The organism is Ruegeria sp. CF8, assembly GCF_056537285.1.
Window position 1 is genome coordinate 45,829 of sequence record NZ_JBQFRG010000004.1, and the last position, 24,790, is coordinate 70,618.

20 protein-coding genes are annotated in these 24,790 nt (G+C 54.6%); 9 read left to right on the top strand and 11 right to left on the bottom strand.

The features are described from left to right. Nucleotides 1-393 precede the first annotated feature (393 nt). Together ACR0EV_RS10590 and ACR0EV_RS10595 are read left to right on the top strand one after the other, a co-directional pair. Complete coding sequence (locus ACR0EV_RS10590) at nucleotides 394-1,893, top strand: FAD-binding domain-containing protein (RefSeq protein WP_480800037.1); 1,500 nt, start codon at nucleotides 394-396, stop codon at nucleotides 1,891-1,893. Nucleotides 1,894-1,902: 9 nt separating this feature from the next. Then, entirely contained in the window at nucleotides 1,903-2,034 is a 132-nt protein-coding gene (locus ACR0EV_RS10595) for a DUF2256 domain-containing protein (protein ID WP_480800374.1), read from the top strand. A gap of 110 nt (nucleotides 2,035-2,144) precedes the next feature. Here the strand turns inward: ACR0EV_RS10595 and ACR0EV_RS10600 are convergent, their stop codons facing one another. The 3 genes from ACR0EV_RS10600 to ACR0EV_RS10610 form a co-directional block, all read right to left on the bottom strand. After that, nucleotides 2,145-3,401 carry an Hsp70 family protein gene (locus tag ACR0EV_RS10600; RefSeq protein ID WP_480800038.1) on the bottom strand — a complete coding sequence of 419 codons (1,257 nt, stop codon included), beginning with the start codon at nucleotides 3,399-3,401 and terminating at the stop codon, nucleotides 2,145-2,147. Nucleotides 3,402-3,469: 68 nt separating this feature from the next. Next, nucleotides 3,470-4,426: an isopenicillin N synthase family dioxygenase gene (locus tag ACR0EV_RS10605; protein WP_480800039.1), complete on the bottom strand. Its 957-nt coding sequence runs from the start codon at nucleotides 4,424-4,426 to the stop codon at nucleotides 3,470-3,472. A gap of 325 nt (nucleotides 4,427-4,751) precedes the next feature. Further along, on the bottom strand, nucleotides 4,752-8,333 hold the full coding sequence (locus ACR0EV_RS10610) for a PA14 domain-containing protein (protein WP_480800040.1): 3,582 nt from the start codon (nucleotides 8,331-8,333) through the stop codon (nucleotides 4,752-4,754). Between the two features lie 172 nt (nucleotides 8,334-8,505). Between ACR0EV_RS10610 and ACR0EV_RS10615 the strand changes: the two genes are divergently transcribed. From ACR0EV_RS10615 to ACR0EV_RS10625, 3 genes are read left to right on the top strand one after another with little or no spacing between them, the layout of a single operon-like run. Then, nucleotides 8,506-10,203, top strand: a complete 1,698-nt coding sequence (locus tag ACR0EV_RS10615) for an ABC transporter transmembrane domain-containing protein (protein ID WP_480800041.1) — start codon at nucleotides 8,506-8,508, stop codon at nucleotides 10,201-10,203. Next, complete coding sequence (locus ACR0EV_RS10620) at nucleotides 10,200-12,290, top strand: ABC transporter transmembrane domain-containing protein (RefSeq protein WP_480800042.1); 2,091 nt, start codon at nucleotides 10,200-10,202, stop codon at nucleotides 12,288-12,290. Before ACR0EV_RS10615 ends, ACR0EV_RS10620 begins: the two co-directional genes overlap by 4 nt. A 2-nt stretch (nucleotides 12,291-12,292) precedes the next feature. Beyond that, nucleotides 12,293-13,621 (top strand): HlyD family type I secretion periplasmic adaptor subunit, encoded by a 1,329-nt coding sequence (locus ACR0EV_RS10625; RefSeq protein WP_480800043.1) that lies wholly within the window; start codon nucleotides 12,293-12,295, stop codon nucleotides 13,619-13,621. 154 nt (nucleotides 13,622-13,775) lie between these two features. On the opposite strand, the gene ACR0EV_RS10630 is transcribed toward ACR0EV_RS10625, so the two are convergent. The 4 genes from ACR0EV_RS10630 to ACR0EV_RS10645 form a co-directional block, all read right to left on the bottom strand. Then, nucleotides 13,776-14,942: an adenylate/guanylate cyclase domain-containing protein gene (locus tag ACR0EV_RS10630; RefSeq protein ID WP_480800044.1), complete on the bottom strand. Its 1,167-nt coding sequence runs from the start codon at nucleotides 14,940-14,942 to the stop codon at nucleotides 13,776-13,778. A 137-nt stretch (nucleotides 14,943-15,079) separates the two neighbouring features. Next, the gene (locus ACR0EV_RS10635) at nucleotides 15,080-15,682 is read right to left on the bottom strand and encodes an NAD(P)H-dependent oxidoreductase (RefSeq protein ID WP_480800045.1); all 603 of its coding nucleotides are present in this window, start codon (nucleotides 15,680-15,682) and stop codon (nucleotides 15,080-15,082) included. Beyond that, complete coding sequence (locus ACR0EV_RS10640) at nucleotides 15,679-16,071, bottom strand: nuclear transport factor 2 family protein (RefSeq protein ID WP_480800046.1); 393 nt, start codon at nucleotides 16,069-16,071, stop codon at nucleotides 15,679-15,681. The genes ACR0EV_RS10635 and ACR0EV_RS10640 overlap by 4 nt, the downstream gene beginning before the upstream one ends. A 20-nt stretch (nucleotides 16,072-16,091) precedes the next feature. Then, nucleotides 16,092-16,586 (bottom strand): nuclear transport factor 2 family protein, encoded by a 495-nt coding sequence (locus ACR0EV_RS10645; RefSeq protein WP_480800047.1) that lies wholly within the window; start codon nucleotides 16,584-16,586, stop codon nucleotides 16,092-16,094. A 161-nt stretch (nucleotides 16,587-16,747) separates the two neighbouring features. Here ACR0EV_RS10645 and ACR0EV_RS10650 point away from each other — a divergent pair, with 161 nt between their 5' ends. Then, on the top strand, nucleotides 16,748-17,647 hold the full coding sequence (locus tag ACR0EV_RS10650) for a LysR family transcriptional regulator (protein WP_480800048.1): 900 nt from the start codon (nucleotides 16,748-16,750) through the stop codon (nucleotides 17,645-17,647). Between the two features lie 23 nt (nucleotides 17,648-17,670). Here the strand turns inward: ACR0EV_RS10650 and nagA are convergent, their stop codons facing one another. Genes nagA through ACR0EV_RS10670 form a run of 4 tightly spaced genes read right to left on the bottom strand, consistent with a single transcriptional unit; the run spans nucleotide 17,671 to nucleotide 21,475 of the window. After that, nucleotides 17,671-18,819, bottom strand: coding sequence for an N-acetylglucosamine-6-phosphate deacetylase (nagA, locus tag ACR0EV_RS10655; RefSeq protein WP_480800049.1), 1,149 nt, complete (start codon nucleotides 18,817-18,819; stop codon nucleotides 17,671-17,673). Beyond that, entirely contained in the window at nucleotides 18,816-19,844 is a 1,029-nt protein-coding gene (locus ACR0EV_RS10660; RefSeq protein WP_480800050.1) for an SIS domain-containing protein, read from the bottom strand. Before ACR0EV_RS10660 ends, nagA begins: the two co-directional genes overlap by 4 nt. Before the next feature lie 13 nt (nucleotides 19,845-19,857). Continuing rightward, on the bottom strand, nucleotides 19,858-20,613 hold the full coding sequence (locus tag ACR0EV_RS10665; RefSeq protein WP_480800051.1) for a GntR family transcriptional regulator: 756 nt from the start codon (nucleotides 20,611-20,613) through the stop codon (nucleotides 19,858-19,860). Beyond that, complete coding sequence (locus ACR0EV_RS10670; RefSeq protein ID WP_480800052.1) at nucleotides 20,600-21,475, bottom strand: glucosamine kinase nucleotide-binding domain-containing protein; 876 nt, start codon at nucleotides 21,473-21,475, stop codon at nucleotides 20,600-20,602. The genes ACR0EV_RS10665 and ACR0EV_RS10670 overlap by 14 nt, the downstream gene beginning before the upstream one ends. A gap of 159 nt (nucleotides 21,476-21,634) precedes the next feature. On the opposite strand from ACR0EV_RS10670, the gene ACR0EV_RS10675 reads away from it, so the two are divergent. From ACR0EV_RS10675 to ACR0EV_RS10685, 3 genes are all read left to right on the top strand, one after another. After that, nucleotides 21,635-22,558, top strand: coding sequence for an N-acetylmuramic acid 6-phosphate etherase (locus ACR0EV_RS10675; RefSeq protein ID WP_480800053.1), 924 nt, complete (start codon nucleotides 21,635-21,637; stop codon nucleotides 22,556-22,558). Beyond that, nucleotides 22,555-23,805, top strand: a complete 1,251-nt coding sequence (locus tag ACR0EV_RS10680; RefSeq protein WP_480800054.1) for an ABC transporter substrate-binding protein — start codon at nucleotides 22,555-22,557, stop codon at nucleotides 23,803-23,805. Before ACR0EV_RS10675 ends, ACR0EV_RS10680 begins: the two co-directional genes overlap by 4 nt. Nucleotides 23,806-23,869: 64 nt before the next feature. Next, the gene (locus ACR0EV_RS10685) at nucleotides 23,870-24,784 is read left to right on the top strand and encodes a carbohydrate ABC transporter permease (protein WP_171095593.1); all 915 of its coding nucleotides are present in this window, start codon (nucleotides 23,870-23,872) and stop codon (nucleotides 24,782-24,784) included. Nucleotides 24,785-24,790 lie beyond the last annotated feature (6 nt).

A 24,790-nucleotide genomic window follows, 5' to 3' on the forward strand; every position in this document is an offset into this window, starting at 1 on the left:
ATTTGATTTCTTGGGCACTCTGGAACCTCGCAACCAACGCAGTCAAACGATACGGCGACCGGGCAGGTTCCCGAAAAGCAGCCATCTGCAATTCGAGCTTTCCCCATCACCACCTTGTGAAGAGTATCTACAATTTTAAGATGATTGATGTGAATTTGTTCACTCATATACGGTTTCATAACACTAATTGCTGAATTGCAACAAAAAGGTATCATTTCGATACTTTGGAATGTTTCCATAGTGTTAACAAATGCCACTCGCAGTGATGGTTTGAATTGACCCGGGCGAGGATCACAACTGTAGATTGCGGCTGCTTCTGAGGCTGGATGGAATTCAATTCTGATCTAATTTTAAGCGCTACGTTCGGAAGTTTCGGATTGTGGGCTAAACTAAGTGCAGATCGTCTGGTTCAAACGGGATCTTCGCGTGCAGGACAACGGCGCCCTTGCACGTGCTGCAGAATGCGGGGACGTGCTTCCGCTTTATGTCGTCGAACCGGAGCTTTGGCAGCAACCTGACATGTCTGCCCGCCAATGGGATTTTATCGCCGAAACGCTGGAACAACTGCGCAATGACCTAGGCAAGCTGGGTCAGCCTTTGGTTGTTCGAACCGGGGACATCATTCAGGTTCTTACGAACCTACATGCCGCGGGGCACCTCTCTGCCCTATGGTCGCACGAGGAAACCGGCAACAACTGGACCTTTCGCCGTGACCTTAAGGTAGCGAGCTGGTGCAAAGAAAACGCTGTGCAATGGCGTGAAGTGAAAAACCACGGCGTAGAACGCCGAATGGCCTCGCGCGAGGGGTGGGCCAGACGCTGGGACGCGCATATGGCGCAAGCTAAAGCCCTGCCGCCGGTTCTGTCGGCGCTTGAAATTGATCTGGGCCGTGTGCCGTCCTCGAAGGATCTGCAGCTAAAGCCAGATCCCTGCCCGGATCGCCAGCCCGGTGGGCGACGTGCCGGTTTGCAGTTTTTGGACAGCTTTTTGCATCATCGAGGAGAAACTTATCAACACGCGATGTCTTCGCCATTGCAAGGTGCGCACGCTTGTTCGCGCCTATCTCCCTATCTGGCATGGGGGGCCTTGTCGATGCGAGAGGTGGCACAGGCGACCGTGCAGAGACAACCTGCTTTGGGTTCGGGTGCACAGGCCTGGCGCAAGTCGCTGCGTTCTTTTTCGGGTCGTCTACATTGGCATTGCCACTTCATCCAGAAACTCGAAGACGAACCCCGGATCGAATTCGAGAACCTTCACAAGCTTTACGACGACTTACGCCCTGCGCAGCCGGATTCCGCGAACCTGTATGCCTGGGCCAATGGTCAAACAGGTTATCCGTTTCTGGATGCCTGCATGCGATCTCTGCGCGCGACGGGCTGGCTGAACTTCCGGATGCGGGCGATGGTTATGGCAACCGCAAGCTATCACCTTTGGCTTGACTGGCGCGCGCCGGGATTGGAACTGGCGCGGCTCTTTACCGATTATGAACCAGGAATTCACTGGAACCAGGTCCAAATGCAATCTGGGACAACCGGCATCAATGCGGTGCGGATCTACAATCCAGTGAAACAGGGAAAAGATCAGGATCCGTCCGGCGTTTTCACCCGGCTTTGGGTGCCAGAGCTGGCCTCGATAGCCGATCCCTATCTGCAAGAGCCGTGGTCTGCACCGAATGCTAAGGCGGTGGTTGGCACGCTCTATCCCGAACGCGTATTCGACCACCTTGCCGCCGCAAAATTGGCGCGCGAGAAGATTTGGGCTGTCCGTCGCTCTCCGACCTTTCGCGTCGAAGCCGCCGCCATCCAGTCCAAACACGGAAGTCGCAAACGCCGCCCTTCGTCTAAAACACGATCAAAACCCTCGACCCAACTGAGTTTACCACTGGACGGCTAACCGATGCGCATGCGTAAGAAGTCTAACCTGCCATTCAAAACTTGCGTCAGATGTGGGCGACCTTTCACATGGCGGCGGAAATGGGCAAAGGTCTGGGATCAGGTTCGCTATTGCTCGGATCGATGCAGACGTGCCAAATGATCAGCCTGTTAAAGCACGTAGCCGTGGCATGCCTCTCACGCGTTAAAATAAATAGTAAAGTCTTGCACCTCTCAGAGAACGCGCCCTTGAATAGAACTGGTCACAGACGGTTACACGCCCTCTCGCGCAGCCATGATGGCCAGACCTTCCGCCACAGCGGTAAAAACGGATGCAAAAGAATGCTCTGCAGTTGGGAAAACACGCCGCATCGTTTCGGGGACAATGGCCATCAGGCTAGAGCCGCCAACATAGACAACCCGGTCGATCTGTTCTGCAGTTACATCCGCCAGGCGCAATACTTCTTGCGCCCCAGACTCCAACCGTGAAGCATGATCGTTAAGACTGTCGGCCACAAGCGCATCACTAAGCTTTACCGCCAACCCAGCCTCAAGCACTTCAAGTTTGATCGCCGGATCTTGTGACCCTGAGTTCACTTCAATCTTTCCACGTTCAACAGCAAAGGCCAGCTCATGCCCTAATTCGTGCTCAAGCACCGAAGCAAGTCGGGCGAACCGTTCAGGCGACTGGGCCAGTTTTAACATGTCGCCCACCAATCGCCGGTTTTGCAATGTGTACAGAAACGGGATCACCTCCCAGGTCGCAAGGTCGTTAAATATGGCGTTGGGGGCCTTCGATGCCCCGCTACCAAACACATCCCGGACCATCGAACCTTTGCCCAAAAGCGGCATCACATGATCAATACTGATCGCGCGATCAAAATCCGTTCCCCCGATGCGCACGCCGTGATTGGCCAGAATCTCTAATTCGGCTGCATGGGACCGAAAGACCGAGAAGTCAGACGTTCCGCCCCCGATGTCGACAACCACCCCTGTACCCGAGCCGCATTCAGTGGCACCAGTCGCGATGGCCGCCGCGGCGGGTTCAGGACAGAACCGTACATCCGTAAATCCGGCGGCGGTGTAACATGCACGCAAGTCAGCTTCGGCCTGAGCCTCTCGCGGGTCGTTCACCCCATGAAAAACCACAGGTCGCCCCGATACAACGCGTGTGCACGGCACACCAAGTTCGGCCTCTGCATGTTCCCTCAGTTGACGCAGAAAAGAACCGATGATTTCGACAAATGTCAGCCGCTCATTCAATATCTGCCGCTTTTCATGCATCAAAGCAGTACCCAAAACTCGTTTGAGCGCTCGCATGAAACGCCCTTCCAACCCGTCCAAAAGCGCTTGATTGGCGAGATCACCAATCAAGGTTTCGCGCGTTTCGAAGTTAAAAAAGAACGTGGTTGGAAGTGTCTGAGCATCGGTATCGAAACGCACCAGTCGAGGGACGTTTGCATCCATGTATGCAACAGCTGAATTTGACGTACCAAAGTCTATGCCAATCCACGGGCGGATGGGGGCCATGGCGCATGTCTCCGAATTGTCTGAGCAAAGAGCGCCGGGCCTAAAGTTTTCTCAAACCGGGGTCAAGCCTAAGTACCCGTGATGTCGTTCTGATGCGCCTCGTAACTGGCTTCCAGCTCATTTTTCAAGAAATCCCCGAAGTTCAAGGGTGCAAACCTTGGCGCACCTGTCCCTGCAAGAGGCACAATATCGGTGGAAACGTGCGGATCGAAAAAGAATGGTACTGAATAACGCTCTTGGCCGCTGGAATTGATCACACGGTGCGGCGTGGACAAGAGGCGACCATTGGACATGCGGTGCAACATGTCACCGACATTGACCACAAACGCGTCTTCAATCGGGGGCGCATCAATCCAATGGCCAGCGGGTGTCTGAACCTGCAAACCGCCAACGTCATCTTGCGCCAACAGGGTCAAAACCCCAAAATCCTTGTGCGGGGCTGATCCATACAGATCATCCGGACTCTGCGCTGGTTGCGGCGGATAGTGAAGCAGACGTAGCCACATGGTCGGCTCTTCAAAAGCTTCCAGGATCGCGCGATTTTCGGCGCCGATCGCTTCCAACGCCAGTCCCAAAAGCTTTTGGCCCAATTCGGTCATTGCCCTGGCATAGGCTTCACACGCTTCTCGAAATCCTTCAAGTTCAGGCCATTGGTTTGGCCCTGACAGATAGACATCCGGGTCAGCGACGGCATCCTCGCGCATCATCATGAACGATGCCGACTGGTTCGGCTTGGTGACCTCGGCCAGATCGGAATTCACATCTGTAGACGTGTTGATAGCAATGTAGCCACGATGGTTTTTATCGAGTTCGATAGCTTGTTTCGCAGCTTCTGGCAGCGCATGAAATCGTCTTGAAGCGGAAAAAACGGCAGCACGCAATTCAGGGTCGACCCCGTGGTTTATCACGTACCCAAAGCCGGTCTTGCCATACGCTTCCAGAAAGGCGTGCGCCAGTTTGCTCGTGTCTTCACCGCGGATAAGCGGAATCAGATCAAGCACTGGTATTTCAGTAAATTCAGTCACTTCAAGTCTCCGGCCCTTGAAACTGTACCGTGTCGAAAGAACCCGAAAGCTTGACGGTGAAGCTCATGCCCATTCCTTCGGCCCTTACGCTGTAAACTGTCAAAAAGGTTCCATTCAAACATCATTCCTCTGTTACCACACAATTGCCAAGGGCATACGGTCCAGCGCTCAAGACTTAGATGAAAGAAAAAGGTAGAATGACTGTCAGGTGCGATGGCACAACAGGAAAGCGTGTCTGAATCTGATGAATTAAATCTCGTTCTTGGCGGTAGACATCCTATTCCGCATTCGGTTTCGCGGCTATCATTGCTCAACCCAATTTGGCCTACCACTCCACCCTCTCATACGTTTCTGTGTTGATTTGCGTAACGTCAGAAACTTGCTGAACCGTAACGGGCTCCGCCATGACGTCCGGGTTCGACCCATCTGTAGCCTCTCGCTCAACCGCGTCGATCTGATCCGCCGCAACATCCCAAGCAACGTCAAAAACTGGTTCCCCCACAGCGGCATCAGTATCAGTCAACGTGACGCTTTCGCTTAAAACGCCGACCACTGGATCGCTATGCGCGTCTCCTACCGCAATTGTGAAATTTGCCGTGGATGTAACGGTAGCACCATTGAAGGCAATTGACTCAATCGCTACCTCTCCGCTGATCACTCCGGCAAACTCTGGAGGGGGTGAGATTTCCAATGCATCGAGGTTCCAACCTGAAAGGTCGGCCGGGCCACCATCTGTGACAAGCGCGTCTTCCCCGCTGCTCAGGATCGTTGCGGGCGGCAAGCCCTCAACCCTTACACTTGTATTTTCGCTGACTAAGTCGATCTCGACCGCGATATTCAGCGTGCCATTCACGTCAACTGCAGCTTCTTGATCAGGTTGAACCACTTGACGACCCTCGATACCCGGGCCTTCCCATTCCAGTTTCAGGCCGGCGCGGCCATAATTCTCAAAATACCGAAGCTCGATATCATGCGTGCCGGGCTCCAGGACAATCTGACCCGAGTCGCTGCGATAACTGTGGTTCCCGTCATCTTTGACGACCTCTTGCCCATCGACATAAAGCGCCACACCATCATCTGCCGACGTGAAAAACGTATAGGTGCCGCCTTCATCAATTGTCACTTTCCCTTGGAAACGGGCCGCAAACGTATCTTTGGACCCTCCTTCCCAGAAGGATCCGTGCCCGTTGTCATAGTCAATTTCTGACTTGATCTCTTGGTGTGTTGGATCTGCGTCCCAGTTCACGCCATCCAGTTTTCCAATCCGTTGATTTGAATCGAAATATTCCGCATGGAAACCCGTTCTCACTGCTACGCTCGGCTCAGCAATCTGCGCCGCTTCCACGGCAAAGCTCACCGGTTGGCTAATATCGGTCAAACCGTCGCCTGACACAGTTAGCAGAGCTTCAACTTCCCCGACAAAATCATGAGGCGTTGTGAAGGTCAGCGTTTCCGCAGCAATACCGGTCAAGTCGACGCTGCCATCGTCGCCGACCACCAAAGTCTGATCGCCTGCGGCCACGACAGAGCCTGCAGGCAGACCTTTCACCGTTAGCGTAACCGCCTCATTCTGATCTGCATCAGGGTGGGCAACACTTAATGCTGTCGGGACGCCTGATACAGTTAGCACTGATGCCACATCTGGCGCTGAAACAAGTTCCGGTCCGTCCATCCCGGGGCCTTCCCACTCCAGCTTCAGCCCGGCGTGACCATAATTCTCGAAATATCGCACCTCGATATGATGTATACCGGGATCGAGGTGAACCTCGCCCGACTTGGTCTGATAAGCGTGCAGCCCGTCGTTTTCGACCACAAGCTGCCCATTGACCATCAGCTGCGCACCATCGTCCCCACCCAAGTCGAACCGGTAGATTCCGCCTTCCTCCACTTGCACTGCGCCACTGATCTGCACTCCGAAAGTATCGCGGGAGTCGTCCTCCCAAAAAGAGTCACCACTGTTTTGGTAGTCAATTTCGGAAATGACCTCCTGATGCGTCGGCTCCGCCGCCCAATCAATGTCCTCCAACGAGGACAGGCGTTTGTTGACGTCGAAATACTGTGCGTGAAACCCTGTCGAAACCGTCAGGTCCGGGGTATCCGCGACGTTAACAACAAATGTCTCTGACGTGCTGAGCCCATCGGCATCCGTGACCTTTACCGTCACTTCCACCGTTTTGGCATCTTCATAGTCTAGAGCCGCGTTTTCTTTCAGACGCAAGACGCCATTTACAACTTCAAACCGATCATCCGAGACGGAATAGCTGTGGCTGTCATGACTGTCCGGATCGTGAAAGCTAAGTTCGCCCACGATCGCGCCACTGGTATTTTCGGCGAGTGTATTCGGTGTGGCTGTCAGAGTAATGTTGTCGACCAATGCCCCATATGTATCGTTTTCGTCAGCTTGTTCGCGCAGCTCCAGCCTGTCTTCGCCAGTGCCGATGACCTGCATGTCGAAAGTGGTCCAGTCGGTGCTTTCCGGGTTCAACTCGGCAATCAGTTCGTTGTTCCAGTAGACTTCGACCGTATCTGTGCCGTTGGCCAATCTCTCCCGCAGATCAAGCCCCAGGTCGTAAACCTGACCTTTGCTGGTCTGGACCGTCTGATAAAAGCTGTCGACGCCACGGCCCGCGTCCAATTCCAGGTGTTGCTGACCATCCGAAGCTTTGGTCCCACCGAGATTGTCCCAAATCTCCATCCCGGCCGTGCTGTCCCAGGCACCTGAAGTGTCATTCTTGAAGGTACCCCATCGTCCATGGTCTAGGTCAAATTCCTCGAAACTGCCGTTTTGAACAAGGTTGCCGGTATTCGTGCTCAACGTCAGACGGGTCGGCGCTTCGTTTTGGTCTGTCACGTTTATTGCGAACTCTTCTGAATACGAAAACCCAGCCGCATCGGTGGCAGTGACTTGCACAACAACCTGAGAGTCGACTTCGAAATCAAGTTCAATCCCGTCCTTTAGTTTCAATTCACTATCCACAACTTCGAAACGATCGTCCGAAACCGAAAAGCTGTGACGGTCGCCAGCATCCTCATCTTGCACAGACAAGACCCCAACGACTGCCCCGCCCGCATTTTCAGCGACTGCAGCATGCGAAAGGATCACGCCAGTAACGGCATCGTTGGCGTCTGTAACCTCAATGGCGAAAACTTCGGTATGCGAAGACCCTGCCGCGTCGGTGATTGTGACTTGCACATCGATCCGCGCTTCTGCTTCGTGATTCAGAGCAATCCCGTCTTTCAGCTTCAACTCTCCGTCTACAACTTCAAACCGGTCGTCCGAGACCGAGAAACTGTGGTGCTCCTCATCATCGCGATCATGCGCAGACAGGGTCGCTACCGCTTGTCCATCGGCATTTTCCACAACTTTGATGTTTCTGATGGGCACGCCAGCAGGCGCAGGGTCGGACGGCGCGTTTACGGATAGAGTTTCATCTGAATTGATTTGATCCACCATTTCGACAGGTTTTCCGCGCTCAGCAGGGGCGCTTTGGGCGGTCATTGAGGCATTGGCAGAGATTTTTGTTTCCACCTCAAAACTTTTAGGTTCAAAGCTCTCACGTCGATATACAGTATTGGAAGGCTGCTGGCTTCCGGACAACGAAGGCACAGGCACAATCGGTGCTGGTGTTTCTGTCGGCGCGTCGACCTTGGAAGGTTTCACTTCATCCTGTGCCTGATGCGCAAACGCAGCATTTTCTTCCAGCGACAGGCGCTGCGCCCCTTCGACGGTTTCGCGCTGGGCTAAGCTGCCCTCGTGTTGGTCACCGGTATGCAATGTGCTGCGGCTTTGATCTTCGGGTGTGACCTGCACCGATTTGGATATCCCAGAGGCAAATATCTCTTTGTCACGCAAGTCCTTTGGCACATTGGAATTTAAACCCGACCCGCCGCCATTTATTTCACCCATAACATACCCCTATTCCAATTCACTGACACACAACGGTAACGTGGAATCGTAAATCTGGCCTTTCGTTTTCCCCCTTCATTTTAGTCAAATCCTTCCGATGAGAAGCATGCAGCTTCATGAAACAGAAAGGATTTACAACGCTTCCTAAGCCGGGCAATCGGACGGAGCTAAGATGAAAGACAAGGGATACAAAGGGCGCGACAGTTCCCTTGCAACCAATGTACCAATCCTTGCCGCGTCGCTGTCATTGAACATTTTGGCGTTGTTAATGCCGATCACGGTATTGCTGATTTTTGACCGGGTGATCCCGTTTCAGTCGGTCGAGACTTTGAGAATGCTGACCTTGTTTCTTCTGGTGTCTGTTTCAATTGAACTGGCACTGCGGTGGAGCAGAGCAACGCTGCTCAACATCACTTCGGAACGGGCCGCGGTCTCGAACTATCGCCGTTTTTTAAGCCGAATCCTTCACGCCAACCCGATTGCTTTTTCGAAACACGCCGGTTCAGCCTATCTTGAACGCTTTGCAGCTATTGCTCATTTGCGTGATCACAACGCCGGTCAGAACCAAGCGTTAATGATCGATCTCCCGTTTACGCTGGCGTTCGCCGCGATGATTGCGTTAATCGGGGGCTGGCTCGTCTTTGTGCCGATCATCGGGCTGATAGCCGTAACACTGTTCTCTCTGACGATCAAACGGGCGCAGTGGAGGTTGTTCGACAAGCGTAAGGCGCTGGACAGCCGCAGGTATGCTTTTTTGTCCGAGGTGCTGTCTGGCGGCCAAACCGTCAAGGCTAACCGAATGGAACGCCAGATGACTCGCCGTTTCGAAAAGCTCGAAGATAAGACAGTAGACGTAAGCGAACACCTGATCCGACTTTCTGGTCTTGCGCAAAACTTTGGAGCAGTATTTGGTCAGGTGTCGCTTGCCGCCATGGGATTGCTGGGCGCATATCTGGTGATCCAAAACAAAATCGGGATCGCCGAGATGGCAGCCTGTATGTTGTTGAACGGGCGGATCATACAACCTCTGACCAAGCTTTTGACACTGTGGGTGCAATCGGAAAACATAGCCTTTTCCCAAAGCAAACTTAGTGAAATTGATGCGCTGGAAGCTGTTCCGGCCGCGCCCGAGAATAAGCTCCCAATCAACGGCAGGATCGCAATACAAGGTCTGAAATTTAGTCAAGACCGGGCCAATTCAGCTGTGTTGAACAACCTGCAGATTTTGCCTGGTCAAATCGCCTTGGTGTCCAGCTCGGCGCGATGGCAAATCGATGCGTTTTATGACGCAGTGGCCGGACGAACCGAACAAGACATCGGAGAAGTGCTGATAGACGGAACTGACGCGCGATCTTTGGCGTCTTGGCGGGGGCGCGATGCCATAGTTGTTCTGGAACGTAACCCGGCCATTCTTTCCGGCACATTGTTGCAGAACCTCAGCGGCTTCGGAGACGACGAACAGATTACGCGCGCAAAAGAATTCACCCACCAGTTACGGCTGGATCTTCGGATCAATCGTTTGCCGATGGGTTACAACACCGTTCTGGGGTCAGGCAGTACATTCGAAGATGACCCAGTGAACCGACAGCTGATTGCCCTTGTGCGTGTACTGGCACTTCGCCCGAAAATCCTGATCATGAGTGAACCGACGTCCGTTCTGGACACTACAGAACGGGATGCTTTTGCGTCTTGTCTCGCCAAAATGCCGAACCGACCAACCATTCTTGTCGATAGCCCTGATCCACGCCTGCAACGGCTTGCAGATGTGACTTGCTCTGTAACCTCTCAGACAGGGGATGAGGTCGCGGACTGGAATGCCGAATTGCGCACCGACCAGATCGCCGCACAATTCAGAATGGATGTGGCATGACCCAGCTAGACACGCATGACGCGACCGATTTGTTGAAAAAATTGCTGTTGATCAGCGGCTGGCAAAGCGAGACGGATACGAAATCAGAGGCCTTCCCTCATCTGTCCGAGACATTAGACCCGGAAGAGTTGGTCCAAACACTTGAAAACCTGAACGTTCCATATGAGCAGACAACGTGTCATGAGACCGAAATCACACAGGACGATTGCCCGGCTCTGGTAATCCCGGGACATGGAGAATGTTACGTAGTTCTTGGGCGCACCAACGACACGCTACAAGTCGCAGATTTGAGCAGCAACTCTACACGCCCGCTTGAACAAAAAAGTACACCCTGCACACTGATCCGTGTCCAACAGTTTAAGAACCAACCGGTGCAGCACCCTCTCAGGAAGGTTGCGGAGTCGTTCAGGCTGTTGCGTGAAATGCTGCTCGGTCTTTTTCTCGCTGCGTTTCTAACCAACCTGCTTGGCTTGTTCGCGCCGCTTTTAATCATGGCAATTTACGACCGGGTAGTTCCCTCGGGCTCAGTCGACCTTTTGTTCGGCTTGGCAGTGGGCGTCGGTATCCTTGCCGTTTCGGATTTTTTGTTCCGCAGCATCCGGACGAAAGCCCTTGCCCAAGTCGGCAAGAATGGAGAACGCGAACTGGCCGTCGGGTTGTTTTCAAAACTAATGCGTCTTCCATTGTCCCAACTGCGAAGATCCAATGTAAACCAACAAATCGCTCGCTTTCGCCAGATCGAGTCCTTACGTGAGCTTTTCACCGGTCAGCAGATGATCGTTCTGATCGACTTGCCATTTGCGGTCATGTTTCTTGCGGTGCTTGCGTATCTGGCACCTCCTGTGGGTTTGCTGACACTTGGGCTTTCAGCTTTACTTTTCGCTGTAGGGATTGCCGCACTGCCGATCCAAGAGCGGCTGGACCGAACAGCTGCTGAGGCCACCCGAGCCAGCACGACAGGCATCGAGGATGCGGTCGCGTATCAAAGAGCACTGGCAGATCTTGGGATTCAGAACCAATGGCTGGCGCGATATATGCCACTGGCGGAAGAAGCCGAGGCCGCAACGAAGAATGCGCGGCAACTGCGTAACTTGACTCAGGTCCTCTCTCAAACAGTTGTCACGCTTGGGTCCGTCGGGGCGATAATCCTATGCGCCCACGGCGCTGTTGAGGGGAGCATGAGCTTTGGGGCGTTAATCGCTTCGATCGCGCTTGTATCTAAAGTGCTGGCACCGGTGCAGGCTTTTCAGTCCTCGCTTGTGCTATTGGCCGGGCACCGTAGCAGTCAAAAGCAGGCCGATCAGGTTCTGGCTTTGCCGGAAGAACTTGAACTCGGATTGGGTCGCTCACACCAAAAAACACTAAGCGGGGCGATAAGTTTCCAAAACGTAAGCTATCGCCCTGACCCGCAGAACCCCGCACTGCTGACTGCAGCTGGTTTGCACTGCTTCCCGGGTGAGTTGGTTGTTTTGATGGGCCGCGATGTGGCAAACCGAACTGCGGTGCTTGATCTGATCAGCGGGTTGGCAACACCATCGGCGGGTGTGATCGAACATGACAGCATCGACATCCGCCAAATTGCACGGGACGAGCTGCGAAAGTCCGTGACCTATGCAACCTACAATCCACGCTTGTTCCACGGCACTGTGAAACAGAACTTCCGCCTTGCCGCCCCAACTCTGAGCGAGGCCGAGATCAAATCGGCGCTCGGCAATCTGGGTATTCTTGACGAGATCAAAGCATTACCTGACGGGTGCAACACGCGACTGACTGCCCAGCAGATATCTGGCATGTCTGATGCGTTGATCAAGTCTTTGGCTTTGGCGCGCAGCATGGCGCGGTCTTCCTCTGTTTGCCTTTTCTCGGAACCCACCAACGGGTTGTCGCACGAGTGTCGTTCTCGCTTCAAATCTTGGTTGAACGATCAAAAATCCAACAAGACCATTTGGGTTGCCACCGCAGACCGTTCGTTGATGCACATGGCAGACCGCCTGATTTTTCTGAACGGGGACCGCGTAGTTGTGAACGACACAGGGCCTACGGCCGTAAAAAAGGTACAGGCCGTTTTGAAAGCAGTGGAAGGCTGACAATGCGCTTTATTTCGAAGAACAGACGGGTATTGGGACCCTTTGAAAAATCGAAACGTGAATCACAGTTGCGCCCGATGCGATTTGCAGCGCTGGTTGCCATGGTTTTGTCTGGCATGGTCGCTGCGCTGATCATGCTGGCTGGGCAGACAATTCTGCCACAAGTCACGCGCGCACCGGGCACGATCATCCCGATCGGGGACTACACTCAGATCGAAGTAATGGATGGCGGTGTCGTTGACAGGGTTTACGTTCAAGACGGAGCTCATGTGCAGGCAGGTGACGTGCTGGTCCAGCTCAGCCACCCCGACCTGAGCAGAGAGCAGCAAAGACTGCGGGAACAGATTGCTACACTGGACCGCAAACTGACACATGGGCGCATCGTTTTGAGAATGCTGGAGGGCAGCGGTAAGCTCAGCACATCGGAGTTGATCGCGCTGCGCCGCCAGAACCATCACCGTGCGGCTGCAACGCTGGAGATCTACGTCGAAAGCCAGCGTATGAAGCGATTTTCGATTTCACAACAAGAGGAAACACTTGAGATTCTGAAAGCCTCTCAAAGTTTCACGGTGGAACGAGTCACGAGAAAACGGGCGGAATTGGAACGCGCTCGACTGCTGCATGATCAGGGCCTGACAACGGCACGTGACCTTGCCCGGGATGCTGATCAGCTGGACGCACTGCAAACTGCAGCATCTGAGGGCGAAGTACGTCTGGCACAGGCGCGCAATACTCTGACGATGGCCAGGGCCGATCTTGCCGAACAAACTTTGAGCCTTCGCGAAGAAACCCTTCGCACGTTCGAAGAGTTAAGCGATTTACGCAGCGAACTGGGCGTTTCATTGCGCGTTGTGAACCGAAAGCTCGACGGCTTGCGAATTGTCGCGCCAGAGACGGGGATCGTGCAATCGGTCGCCTTCCCCAACCAAGGCGAAGTCATCGCGCCGGGGGAAACAATTTTCGAACTACTCCCCTCCCAACTGGACCTAATGGTCGAAGCGCGCATCCCGAACAGTGAGATCGGCTACGTCAATTTGGATAAAGAGGTTCAAATGACGGTGGATACCTATGACGCGCGGCGTTTCGGCAAGGCACAAGGTCGAATTGTAGCTGTGTCTCCTGTTCCACTGGTGGATGATCAAACCGGGGACACTTACTTCCGCGCCTCAATCCGGTTGAAAGAACAGTCTGTTGGGGCCGGTGCATATCAACGCCCGCTGCGGGCTGGAATGACGGTGGGGGCTGAAATGACGACAGGTGAAAGCTCGCTGCTCACTTATATGTTGAAACCGGTCCATCAGACGATGCGCAACGCTTTTTCTGAGCGATAAGAGGATAATCAACAAACGTTCAAACCCCCGAATGCGCAGGATTCAGGTGCCCTTCATTCTCAGCTAGGCAGCTCTGTCCCGACCGATCCAAGGTGCGCGGAAAGCATGTCTGCAAGGGCCAAAACAGACTAACCCGTTCTCAAAACCTACAGCGCTACGATCCTTTGGCAGGAATTCTGAAAACCTCGATATCTTGATCTAAACCTCGAACAGCGTGGCGACCGACGGACTGAACCATGTTTCCCATGTGTTTCGCAACACGCGAAGTGATTAGGGTCTTTTCACCCAGTGTCTTGCAAAGATCCTGTACACGGCTAGCGACATTGACGGTCTGTCCAACGACTGTGAAGTCCAACCGATCAGGGCTGCCGATATTGCCAAACGTCACAGGACCAAAGTCGATGCCGATGACAAACTCGATTGCCTCTTGGCTTCGTTCAGCCGCTTGTTTGTTGTATTCGCCAAGATTTACCAAAGCTCCAGATGCAGCCTCGACCGCCGATCGGCAGGTGGACTCGTCGCTGTTGTCGGCCTCAAAAACCGCCAAAATGCCATCGCCCATGAATTTGAGCACATCGCCGCCTGCGTCCTGAATTGGCGAGACCACCATTTCAAAATAGTCTCCCATCATGGCCAACAGTTGATCCTCGGGCCAAGCTTGGGCCTTTTCGGTAAACCCCCTGAGATCCGCAAACAGGATTGCGGCTGAAACCGTTCTGTGTTCCCCGCGCTTTATGTGCCCCTGACCGATCTCTACCGCTGGGCCATGACCCAGATAAGTCTGTAGCAGGCTTTTTTGCGACTGACGCATAGCTATGGGTTCCAAAGCTGCTGCAAGCGCATAACGCGAATCTTCAATGTACCGAATGTGCGTGTCGGAAAACCCGGGTTCAGCGTTTGAAGTGAAACTGGTGCCTTGAACCGATCCATTCCCATGTTCCAGTGGGATGGCCAGAAAATCCGTAGCACCCGCTTCGGCAAGTTCTGAATAGATCGGGTGCTCATCATCAAGTTTGAGGTCCGTCAGCCGCTTTCGCAGAGGGCGGCGATGAGTGACGATGTATTCAAATGGGCTGCCATGCCAAGCACTTGTCGACAGCACAGTCGTAGGAACCGTATAGCGGCGAGTATTGTCAGGGGTCCAGATTATACCCCAAGCGCTCAGCAGTGGGTTTGAGTAGTTTTGTGCAATCCGTGCCCGTGCCAATGGCACGCCAAGCGTTACAAGGCCTTCGCAATAGCCTTGCACGATAGCGGTTTCATCGCCTAATAACCGTCCTTCGGAAATCAGCCATTGGTTCAGTGCATCAATTTCGGACACGAGCCCCTCACACAAAATGGACGTGTTTACAGTCTACATGTGAATTCCTAGGAGAGAACCCGCACTGATGCAGACGGTTTTGAAGTTCTGCATCAATGCGGTTAGCCAAAAGGGCTGCGGTTTCATTTAGGGTAGGATTAACTGACAGCGGCGGCTTTGGTCGGGTCATCCGCAAGTTGTTTCAACAAGCGCGCCTGTTTAACTTTTGGATCCAAGTCCGGATCGGTTAGATGGGCCAACATGTCCGGTACGGTCGCTTCGATTTGATCTTGCGAGGCCAACGCCATCCCATGAGCCACAAAGGGGCGCAGATACGTCATTCCGGCAAGGTTCGCTGTTTGCTGGAAAGGCTTCAGAAACTCGGCCATCGAGTAATTGTTGTACCCACCCGCGTGGTAACTGTGCTCGGGCCCACCCGTGGAGACAAGGATCAGAAACTCGCGCCCTTTTAGGCGATCCCCACCGGGTCCGTAGGCAAAGCCATAGCTTAAAACCTGATCCATCCAGGCTTTCATCACAGGCGGCGCAGAATACCAGTAGAACGGGAATTGAAACACAATCCGGTCATGGGTCAACAGCAATGCTTGTTCCGTTTCGATGTCAAAACGCATCTCAGCACCGCCAACATCAGTCAAGTCGCGTGCGGTGACTTCTTCTGCTTCCGAAAGAGCATCGAACCAGGCTCGGTTGATCCGGGATTTGTTCAGGTCTGGATGCGCGGTGAGAACGAGGGTTTTCATGTGTCTACCTCTTGCAGAAGTTTCGCTGAATATTTGGTTATGAGAGGGCGACCATCAGAACGCGTGTCAAACCGCCAGTTTTCCTGAACCCGCGCTTCGACATGTTCTCCGGCAACGGTTGTGGCACGAAATAGAACTTCGAACTCGGCAGCGCCGAGCGTTACCTTTATCTTGCTGACGTGATGTTCGGTCGGGCGCTGCAAGGTTGCAAGTACGTCTGTATACCACGCGCGTACCCGAGCGTGCCCAGTCAAGGTCGTGTCAACATCCGGCATGTCCCAGTCTACATCGGGGTGTAGATCCTGAAGGAATGCCTCGATCGGATCAAGCTGGTCAAACCGCGCGAACCAATCCGCGATAAAGGAACGTATAGTGGGATAGTTATTCATACACTTCACCATTGGACGAATTAATCAGCCAGCCGGTCCGGCAGCGGAGCCAGATCATATTGCGACCAGAAAAACGTATTTGCTGCATCCTGATCGGCAGAAAGGTTCGTCGCTTCGACGATCTTGCCCTCTTCGATGCGATAGACCAGCGCCCAGGTCGTATCTACATTCGGTTTTCCGTCTACATTCGACCAACCGCGATGAATGTCCACGACATGTGTCTCATCCGCGCCGAAATAGATCGGCTGGGCTTGGAACCCGGCTGTGCCCAATTGTGCGAAGAAGGCGAGCACTTCCTCGCGCCCGTTCTTCGTTCCAGACAATGGGTGACGACCCGGAATGTGCCATTTGACGTCCTCGTCCATCACGGCAGCAATTCCGTCCAGATCGTTCGCGCCGTAGGCGGCAAAAAAGTCTTGGACCACTTTGATGTTCTCTTCTGGTGAGGCGGCCATGGCGGTATCTCCTGCGATGATTGCGGTGGCGAGTGCTGCGGCTTTGGTCAGGTGTTTCATCTCTTGTCCTCTCAAGCGCTTCGGCGTGGGGTAACTGCAACGCTTTCTGCAGATCTATGCGGTGATGACGAGAACTTAGTTATTTCGCCGCTGTGTGATAATTGTCCCGAAATTCACTACTTTCATGTATAGAATCGAACAAAGCCAAGATCGGGGACCCTATGCGCTTACCGCTTGCAACGCTTGAAATCTTCACTGCCATAGCAAGGCACGGGTCGCTGCGGGCCGCCGCAGACGCACTTGGCATCAAACCATCGACTGTGAGTCATCAATTAAAGTCGCTGGAAGACCAACTGGATACGACACTTTTCATAAGAACAACGCGCTCTATCAGCCTGACCGAAGCCGGGCGTGCGCTCATCCGTGGAGCGGGCCCAGCCTTTGACCAACTGTCCGAGGCGGTAGAAAGTGCACGCAGCACAGGCCATGCCGCCCGTGGCACGCTGAAGTTGGCCATGCCTGAATTTGCGTACCATTTGTATGTGAGTCCGATCCTGAACAGCTTTTGCGCCAAATTTCCCGAGATTGAACTGGAGCTGTCATTGACGGATGCGCTATCGGACATTTTGGGCGAAGAGTTGCATGCTGGATTCCGGTTGGGAGACCGAGTTGCGCAAGATATGGTCGCGGTTCGCCTTACTCAGCCGTTGCAACTGGCCATATCAGCAAGTCCGCACTATCTGAACGCCCACGGCACGCCCGCGGACCCACGCGATCTTCTTGAGCATAACTGTATCCGATACAGGTTTCAGTCTTCTGGCCAGATTGCTCCGTGGAGTTTTGAAACCAAAGAGGGACCGTATTCCGTTCAAGTGCAAGGCAATCTAATCACAAACACTTTGCCGGCTTCTATCGATCTTGCAAAACAGGGGTTGGGGCTGGTTTATACATTCCGGGCCTTTGTGGCCGCTGAAATCGGTGAAGGCTACCTCAAGCCAGTTCTTGAAGACCATCTGGGCCAGACGCCCGGTATTTTCCTTTATTACCCGCGGGAATACAGAGGCATGATGCCACTAAAGCTGTTCATTGAGCACATAAAACAGCAAAGAGATTCGAAGTAGAAAAGTAAGAATACTCTTTCCGTTCAAGCACCATCAGTGAAACACTGAACCGGTGTCACTTTCGACAAATCGGGCGAGACACGTACCATGTCAGACAGTTGCGGGACTGGCTTGGATGCCCCCTTCAGGATCAATTCAGCCGGAACGCTGGTTGCTGCTGCTAAAGCTTGTGACAGTGGCATTCCGACTTTTGTCACCAGGTTCCGTATGGCGGTTGTCAGGTCCAAGTCCGCCCCTGCCAGTGTACCGTCTTGCAGTGTCAGCCTGCCCTCCTCGCGCCGGATAAGCCGCCCTTCCAGATGAAACTCTGTCTGATCGGTGCCCGCTACGGCCATCGCATCGCTGACCAAGAATATTTTTCCCGGCCCGCGTTTGGCCGCAAATGCAGCGCGCATCGTTTCGGAATGAACATGCACAGTGTCCGCGATCAGACCTGCAGACAGATCCCCGCTTGCAAGCACTGCGCCCACCAAACCGGGCTCGCGACTGCCGAGTTGGCTCATTGCGTTGAACAGATGCGTCGCGCAGCGGGCACCCGCCTTTGCGTAAGACATACAAGTGTCAAATGGGGCGTCGGTGTGGCCCAGCGAGACGATAATCCCCGCCTGGGTCAATGCCTTGACCTGGTCAATCGAAACGTTCTCCGGCGCCAACGTGACCATCAGCGCAGGTAACTTGCGGGCAGCAGTCAAAAGCTGATCAAGATCAGCTTCCTCCATCGGGCGGATCAGCGCGCCGTCATGGGCACCCTTGCGACGCACCGACAAGTGCGGCCCTTCAAGATGCAGACCTGCAATGCCAGGAACCCTCTGGCGCACCGCCTGTATCGCAGCCTGTATGGCAGCAGTTGTTTTCTCTGGCGTGTCCGTAATCAGCGTCGGCAGGATTGCAGTTGACCCCAACCCGCGATGCGCCTGAACGATACGCTGCAACGTTTCTACCGAGGGCGCGTCATTGAACATCACACCTCCTCCGCCATTCACCTGCAAGTCCACGTAGCCAGAGCTTAGAATATCGCCTGACAGATCCTCGATCTTTGTGTCAGTCGGCAGATCATTTGTCGGCATTATCGCGTCGAGCGTGCCGTCAACAAACCGAATGGCATGATCCTGAAACAGTGTCTCTCCGTCAAAGATCGGACCGCCGGCGAAGGTGATGATTGAGCCATTCATACTGTTTCGGTCACTTTTCGAAGATGGCGCGGTGTATCAGGGTTGATGCCGCGACGCGCAGCGACGGCTTCAACCATGCCATAGAAAGAAGCAATGGCAGCGACAGGATCGGTCATCCAATGCGCTGTCCGCACATGCGGCAGCGAAACAGCATCCTTTACGCGATCCGTCGTTGCAAAAACCTGTGCGCCCTTGGCCGCAAGTGCATCTGCGACCTCTGCAATATTTGCCTCGGCAGCGTCGCCGGAGGAAAAGGCGAGGACTGGAAAACCTTGATCCACTATCGAAACCGGACCGTGCAACACTTCGGCAGAGGAGTAGCTCTCGGCGTGGATCTGGCAGGTTTCCTTGAACTTTAACGCCGCCTCGTTCGAGATCGCCCAGGACGTTCCGCGTCCCAACGTGAACAGCGACTGGCCATCGATCGCATCAATTACAACACCCCAATCGCAGGCAATGGCCCGCTCCAGATCTTTGGGCAGGTTGCGGATGGCCGTCAGCAATGCTGCGTCGCCTTTGATCTCGGCCAGCAACCAAAGCCCGGCAACCAAAGACGTCACAAATGTTTTGGTCGCCGCAACACTCAACTCTGGTCCGGCATGAATGGGCAATGCGGCCGAGGCAACATTCGCCAGGGCCGAACCGGTATCATTGGTGATCGCCACCGAATAAGCGCCGCCTTGGGTCAGCGATTGGGTCAGGCGAACAATGTCCGGGCTTTGACCGGATTGCGACACCGATATGCACAACGCGTTTGGACAGCGCATATCGACGCCGTAGATCGACTTGACGCTTGGCCCAACCGACGCCATGGGCAGGCCCAGCAACAGTTCTGACGCGTATTTCAGATAACTGCAGGCATGATCCGACGACCCCCTCGCGACCGAAATTAAAAAGCGCGGATCGCTCGCGCGCACCGCTTGCGCAGTTGATCTGACGGCCTCGGTTCCTTCGGTCAGCAGACGGTCAACGGCGACAGGTATTTCGTTGATTTCCTGCCGCATAAGCGTGAGTTGGTTGGACATCAGGTCCGCCCTTTCAGTTTGATAGACGCAGTTCGGCCACGAAATCGTAGGCATCACCGCGATAGATGGAACGGGTGAGTTCGGCCACTCGTCCGCTTTCCAGATATGACGTACGCTGAATACGCAAACCTGCCGTACCTTCTGCGACGTCCAGCAGCCGCGCTTCGGTTGCTTCAAGGTTGATGGCCGAGATCTTTTGGATCGCGCGGACCGGACGATGACCTGACTGCTCAAGCACGGCATAAAGCGACCCGGTCACCTCGGTCGGGTTAGGCAAGATATCCAGCGGCAGCGCGGCGCGTTCTAAGGCCATCGGGCGTCCTCCGGCGGCACGCAGACGGTGGATACGAGCAACTTGATCACTCGCCGACAGGCCCAACGCCAACATTTCATCTGGTGCCGGCAGGAAAATTCCCCGCTCCAGCCACGTCGAGGTCGTCTCAAACCCACGCCGCTCCATATCCTCGGTGAAGGAGGTCAGATGTGACAGGGACTGCTCGACCCGCGCGACAGGTTCCCGCACAAAAGACCCTGAACCTTGTCGCTGCTCGATTGTTCCTTTGCGCACCAACTCCTGAATGGCCTTGCGCACTGTCACGCGCGACAGGTCCGTCAACTCCGCGATCTCACGTTCGGGCGGTAGAGAGCTGTTTGGCGGCAGGATACCTTCCTCGATACCTTGCTCAAGCCTCTGGCGCAGCTGCACATAACGTGGTCCGGCAGACTGGCCCAGCCAGCCCTCGGGCTTTAGGAAATCAACAACGCTCATGATCGACCTCCTCTTTGAACGCATGTGCCAAAGCAATAGCCCCTGAAAGCGGATCACCTGATGGATGCGCTAAATCCTGCTGCATGTCTTTTGGCAAAAAAACGGCATAGTGCGGACCTATTCCGCCAGTCAGGCAAATGGGAACACCGGGGGTCCAACCCAATTTCTCCAGCCTGTCTGCCAAATAGTCGGCACCCGCCTGCATGATCGACATCGCAAGTGTGTCCCCCCGGCCTGCAAACTGTGTGACGACAGGTGCCAAGGTTCCAAATACCGTAGGAGACATCGTCGACGCGGCTTTGACGATACCAGACGCACCTTCGAAACGACGCAGCAAGTGTTCGGACATTTCGGACGACGCAATCACACCATCGGCACATTCCAGCACCTCGGACAACGCTCGTCTTCCGACCCACTGAGCCGAAGCCTGATCACCCAGGACCGGCCCCCATCCTCCGGCAAATCTTGGCTTGCCACTCTGCTGCACGGCCAGAAAAGACCCGGTACCACAATGCGCAACAAACCCGTCACGCGGCCCTAACGCCCCGCGAAGGGCAGATGGGCGATCATCTTCTATGCGCACATGCGTAAAGGGCAGGGTCGCAGCCAGACGATCAGCAACGGCGGACCCTGTGACTCCTGCCAACCCCAGATACGCCGGCACTTTGGCAAGGTCAGCGACGTCAACGCCAGCTTGTTGAACCAACGCAGCCAATCCTTGCGAAAGCTCAGTGACGGATGCATCGAAATCGGTCGACACGTTCGCCGACCCAACCTCAACCCGCCAGCTTCGAGCACGATCCGACAAAGCGAGGCGGCACCGCGTACCTCCACCGTCAATTGCCAAAACCAGGTTATCCATGCAGCGAGTCATGAAGAGACCTTTATAATACCTTTTCAAGATTTAGAAGGCCAAAATACGACCTCATGTGAGTTAAATTGCATTATTGAGGGAAATAAACAAAATGGTAGACTAATGGTATCTAAAAGGTATGATGCCGAGAGACTGGGGGAGAATCACTTGAACACACCTGTGACAGAACAGTTGCACCCAAATGCAGTCGGGCTCGACACGCGCCCGCTGTCGGATGTCGCTGCCCTTCTGGCGCAGTCGCAAGCCTTGGCCGCGTCTGCGCCACTGGATGCGGTGGGCCCAATCTGTGACGGGGCACAGGCCATGGCCGCCACGATCCGGGCGAAAGGCGTTCTGCGCTATTTGGCAGCAGGTTCCTCTGGCCTCATGGCTGCAGCGGATGCTCTGGAACTTGGGGGCACTTTTTCCATCCCGGCAAATCAGGTCCACATTCACATGGCAGGCGGATTGCCTTCTAGCGCGGAGATGCCCGGAGATGTTGAAGATATCTCGAACACCCTTACAGATGAGTTGGCTGAACTTTCCGCCCCAGACACTCTGATCGCAGTGTCTGCCAGTGGAACCACACCGTACACCGTCGCGGCCGCTCGTATTGCCCGTGAAAAAGGCGCCCAGGTCATTGGCATCGCCAACAATGCAGGCTCTGAACTCTTGCAGCTTTCGGACCATGCAGTCCTGCTGGAGACACCGCCGGAACTTGTATCCGGCTCGACCCGAATGGGCGCAGGGACCGCGCAGAAAATTGCATTGAATATGCTTTCCACCCTCATGGCTGTCGAGTTGGGCCATGTTCAGGACGGAATGATGATCAACCTTCGCGCCGACAACGACAAATTACGTGCTCGTGCCAACGGGATCGTGTGTCAGCTGACGGGCGTTGATCCTGAACAAGCTGCATCGGCGCTGAACATCACAGGCGGCGATCTCAAATGTGCAGTGCTCGTCGCAGCAGGCGCCGGATCTGATGAAGCTGCGCAAGCGCTTCTGGATGAAACAAACGGCCACCTTCGACCTGCAACGAACCGATTGAAGCGAAACAACGAAAACACAAACCTGGGAGAAGCAAAATGAAACGCAAAGTTCTAAGCCTGGCTCTGATGAGCACAGCGCTGGTCACAAGCGCCTATGCACAAGAGGCTACGCTGACAATCGAAAGCTGGCGCAATGACGATCTGGCCCTCTGGCAGGACAAAATCATTCCCGCTTTCGAAGCCGAAAACCCCGGGATCAAGGTTATTTTCTCGCCCTCTGCTCCTGCCGAGTACAACGCAGTTCTGAACTCGAAACTTGAGGCCGGATCGGCCGGCGACCTGATCACCTGCCGTCCGTTTGACGCTTCGCTGGCGCTGTACGAAAGCGGGCATCTCACCGACCTGTCCGACCTCGAGGCCATGGGCAATTTCTCGGATGTTGCGAAATCCGCATGGCAGACTGATGACGCATCCGCCAGCTTCTGCGTGCCTATGGCGTCGGTGATCCACGGCTTTATCTACAACAAAGACGCCTTCAACGAATTGGGCCTTGAAGTCCCCACCACCGAGGCTGAGTTCTTTGCTGCTTTGGACAAGATCAAGGAAGACGGCACCTATATCCCTATGGCGATGGGTACCAACGACCAGTGGGAAGCTGCCACGATGGGCTATAACAATATCGGCCCAAACTATTGGAAAGGTGAAGAAGGCCGTCTGGCGCTGATCAAAGGTGAGCAGAAACTGACGGACCCGCAATGGGTTGCACCCTATGCAACACTGGCTAAATGGGCGGACTATCTGGGTGACGGATACGAAGCACAGACCTATCCTGACAGTCAGAACCTGTTCACCCTCGGTCGCGCCGCAATCTACCCGGCGGGCAGTTGGGAAATCGCTGGCTTCAATACACAGGCTGATTTCGAAATGGGTGCTTTCAAGCCTCCGGTCCAGAATGCGGGTGACACCTGCTATATCTCGGACCACACAGACATTGGCATCGGCCTGAACGCGGCCAGTGAAAACCAAGAGGCCGCACGGACATTCCTGTCCTGGGTCGCCAGCCCGGAGTTCGCCAGCATCTTTGGCAACGCGGTTCCCGGGTTCTTCCCCCTGTCCAACACTCCGGTCGAGTTGGAAGACCCGCTGGCCAAGGAAATCGTCGGCTGGCGGGATGAGTGCGAAAGCACGATCCGTTCGACCTATCAGATCCTGTCACGCGGCACGCCGAACCTGGAAAACGAAACCTGGGGCGCATCTGTTGCTGCCATTAAAGGCACGGAAAGCCCCGAGGCGTTGGGCCAGCAGTTGCAGGACGGTTTGGCCAGTTGGTACGCACCGCATCAGTAAAACCTGAGCGCTAACCATCACCGGACGCGGGGTTTCGCGTCCGGACCTTTTCCCGGAGACCGTCATGCAGACCCGCCGCATCCGCTGGCACATCGCCGTTTTCCTTGCCCCTGCGGTTCTGGTCTACACGGCGGTGATGATCTTCCCTTTGTTCAACACGCTCCGCCTCGCACTGTTCAGCGAGGTTGATCAGGCGCGCGTCTATGTGGGCTTGGAAAATTTCCGCACGCTGTTTTTTGACCCGATCTGGTCCGAACAGTTCTGGAACGCATTGGGCAACAACTTCTGGTTCTTCCTGATCCATATGCTGGTGCAGAACCCCATCGGCATCGCCCTGGCGGCAATCTTGTCCCATCCCCGCCTGAGGTTCGCTGCACTGTATCGGTCAGCGATTTTCATCCCCACGATCCTAAGCTTTGTGATTGTTGGTTTTGCTTGGAAACTAATTCTGTCACCCCTTTGGGGCATCGCGCCTTCGATGCTGGACGCCATCGGTCTGAAGTCACTGTTTGCACCGTGGCTGGGTAAAGAAGAATATGCCCTGACAACGCTGGCGCTGGTTTCGGTCTGGCAATTCGTCGGTATCCCGATGATGTTGATCTATGCTGCCCTCCTGTCGATCCCCGAAGAGATCCTTGAGGCCGGCGAGATTGACGGGATTACCGGAGCTTCCGCGTTCTGGAAAATCAAACTGCCGCTCATATTGCCGTCCATCGGTATCATCTCGATCCTGACATTTGTGGGCAACTTCAACGCGTTTGACTTGATCTATGTCTCTCAGGGGGCACTGGCTGGGCCGGATTTCTCAACCGACATCCTTGGTACATTCATGTACCGCACCTTCTTTGGCTTCCAATTACAATTGGGAGATCCGCATATGGGATCCGCTATCGCAGGGGCCATGTTCGCGATCATCCTTGTGGGGGTCTGCATCTACCTCTTCGGCATCCAGACCCGGATGCGCCGGTACCAGTTGTGAGGGCAT

What these genes read in the sequence shown, in the direction of transcription:
- ACR0EV_RS10610 (WP_480800040.1), bottom strand. Translation starts at nt 8,333, where the DNA reads ATGGGTGAAATAAATGGCGGCGGGTCGGGTTTAAATTCCAATGTGCCA.
- nagA (WP_480800049.1), bottom strand. Translation starts at nt 18,819, where the DNA reads ATGAATGGCTCAATCATCACCTTCGCCGGCGGTCCGATCTTTGACGGA.
- ACR0EV_RS10625 (WP_480800043.1), top strand. Translation starts at nt 12,293, where the DNA reads ATGCGCTTTATTTCGAAGAACAGACGGGTATTGGGACCCTTTGAAAAA.
- ACR0EV_RS10645 (WP_480800047.1), bottom strand. Translation starts at nt 16,586, where the DNA reads ATGAAACACCTGACCAAAGCCGCAGCACTCGCCACCGCAATCATCGCA.
- ACR0EV_RS10680 (WP_480800054.1), top strand. Translation starts at nt 22,555, where the DNA reads ATGAAACGCAAAGTTCTAAGCCTGGCTCTGATGAGCACAGCGCTGGTC.
- ACR0EV_RS10670 (WP_480800052.1), bottom strand. Translation starts at nt 21,475, where the DNA reads ATGGATAACCTGGTTTTGGCAATTGACGGTGGAGGTACGCGGTGCCGC.
- ACR0EV_RS10620 (WP_480800042.1), top strand. Translation starts at nt 10,200, where the DNA reads ATGACCCAGCTAGACACGCATGACGCGACCGATTTGTTGAAAAAATTG.
- ACR0EV_RS10600 (WP_480800038.1), bottom strand. Translation starts at nt 3,401, where the DNA reads ATGGCCCCCATCCGCCCGTGGATTGGCATAGACTTTGGTACGTCAAAT.
- ACR0EV_RS10615 (WP_480800041.1), top strand. Translation starts at nt 8,506, where the DNA reads ATGAAAGACAAGGGATACAAAGGGCGCGACAGTTCCCTTGCAACCAAT.
- ACR0EV_RS10640 (WP_480800046.1), bottom strand. Translation starts at nt 16,071, where the DNA reads ATGAATAACTATCCCACTATACGTTCCTTTATCGCGGATTGGTTCGCG.
- ACR0EV_RS10665 (WP_480800051.1), bottom strand. Translation starts at nt 20,613, where the DNA reads ATGAGCGTTGTTGATTTCCTAAAGCCCGAGGGCTGGCTGGGCCAGTCT.
- ACR0EV_RS10635 (WP_480800045.1), bottom strand. Translation starts at nt 15,682, where the DNA reads ATGAAAACCCTCGTTCTCACCGCGCATCCAGACCTGAACAAATCCCGG.
- ACR0EV_RS10685 (WP_171095593.1), top strand. Translation starts at nt 23,870, where the DNA reads ATGCAGACCCGCCGCATCCGCTGGCACATCGCCGTTTTCCTTGCCCCT.
- ACR0EV_RS10650 (WP_480800048.1), top strand. Translation starts at nt 16,748, where the DNA reads ATGCGCTTACCGCTTGCAACGCTTGAAATCTTCACTGCCATAGCAAGG.
- ACR0EV_RS10660 (WP_480800050.1), bottom strand. Translation starts at nt 19,844, where the DNA reads ATGTCCAACCAACTCACGCTTATGCGGCAGGAAATCAACGAAATACCT.
- ACR0EV_RS10595 (WP_480800374.1), top strand. Translation starts at nt 1,903, where the DNA reads ATGCGTAAGAAGTCTAACCTGCCATTCAAAACTTGCGTCAGATGTGGG.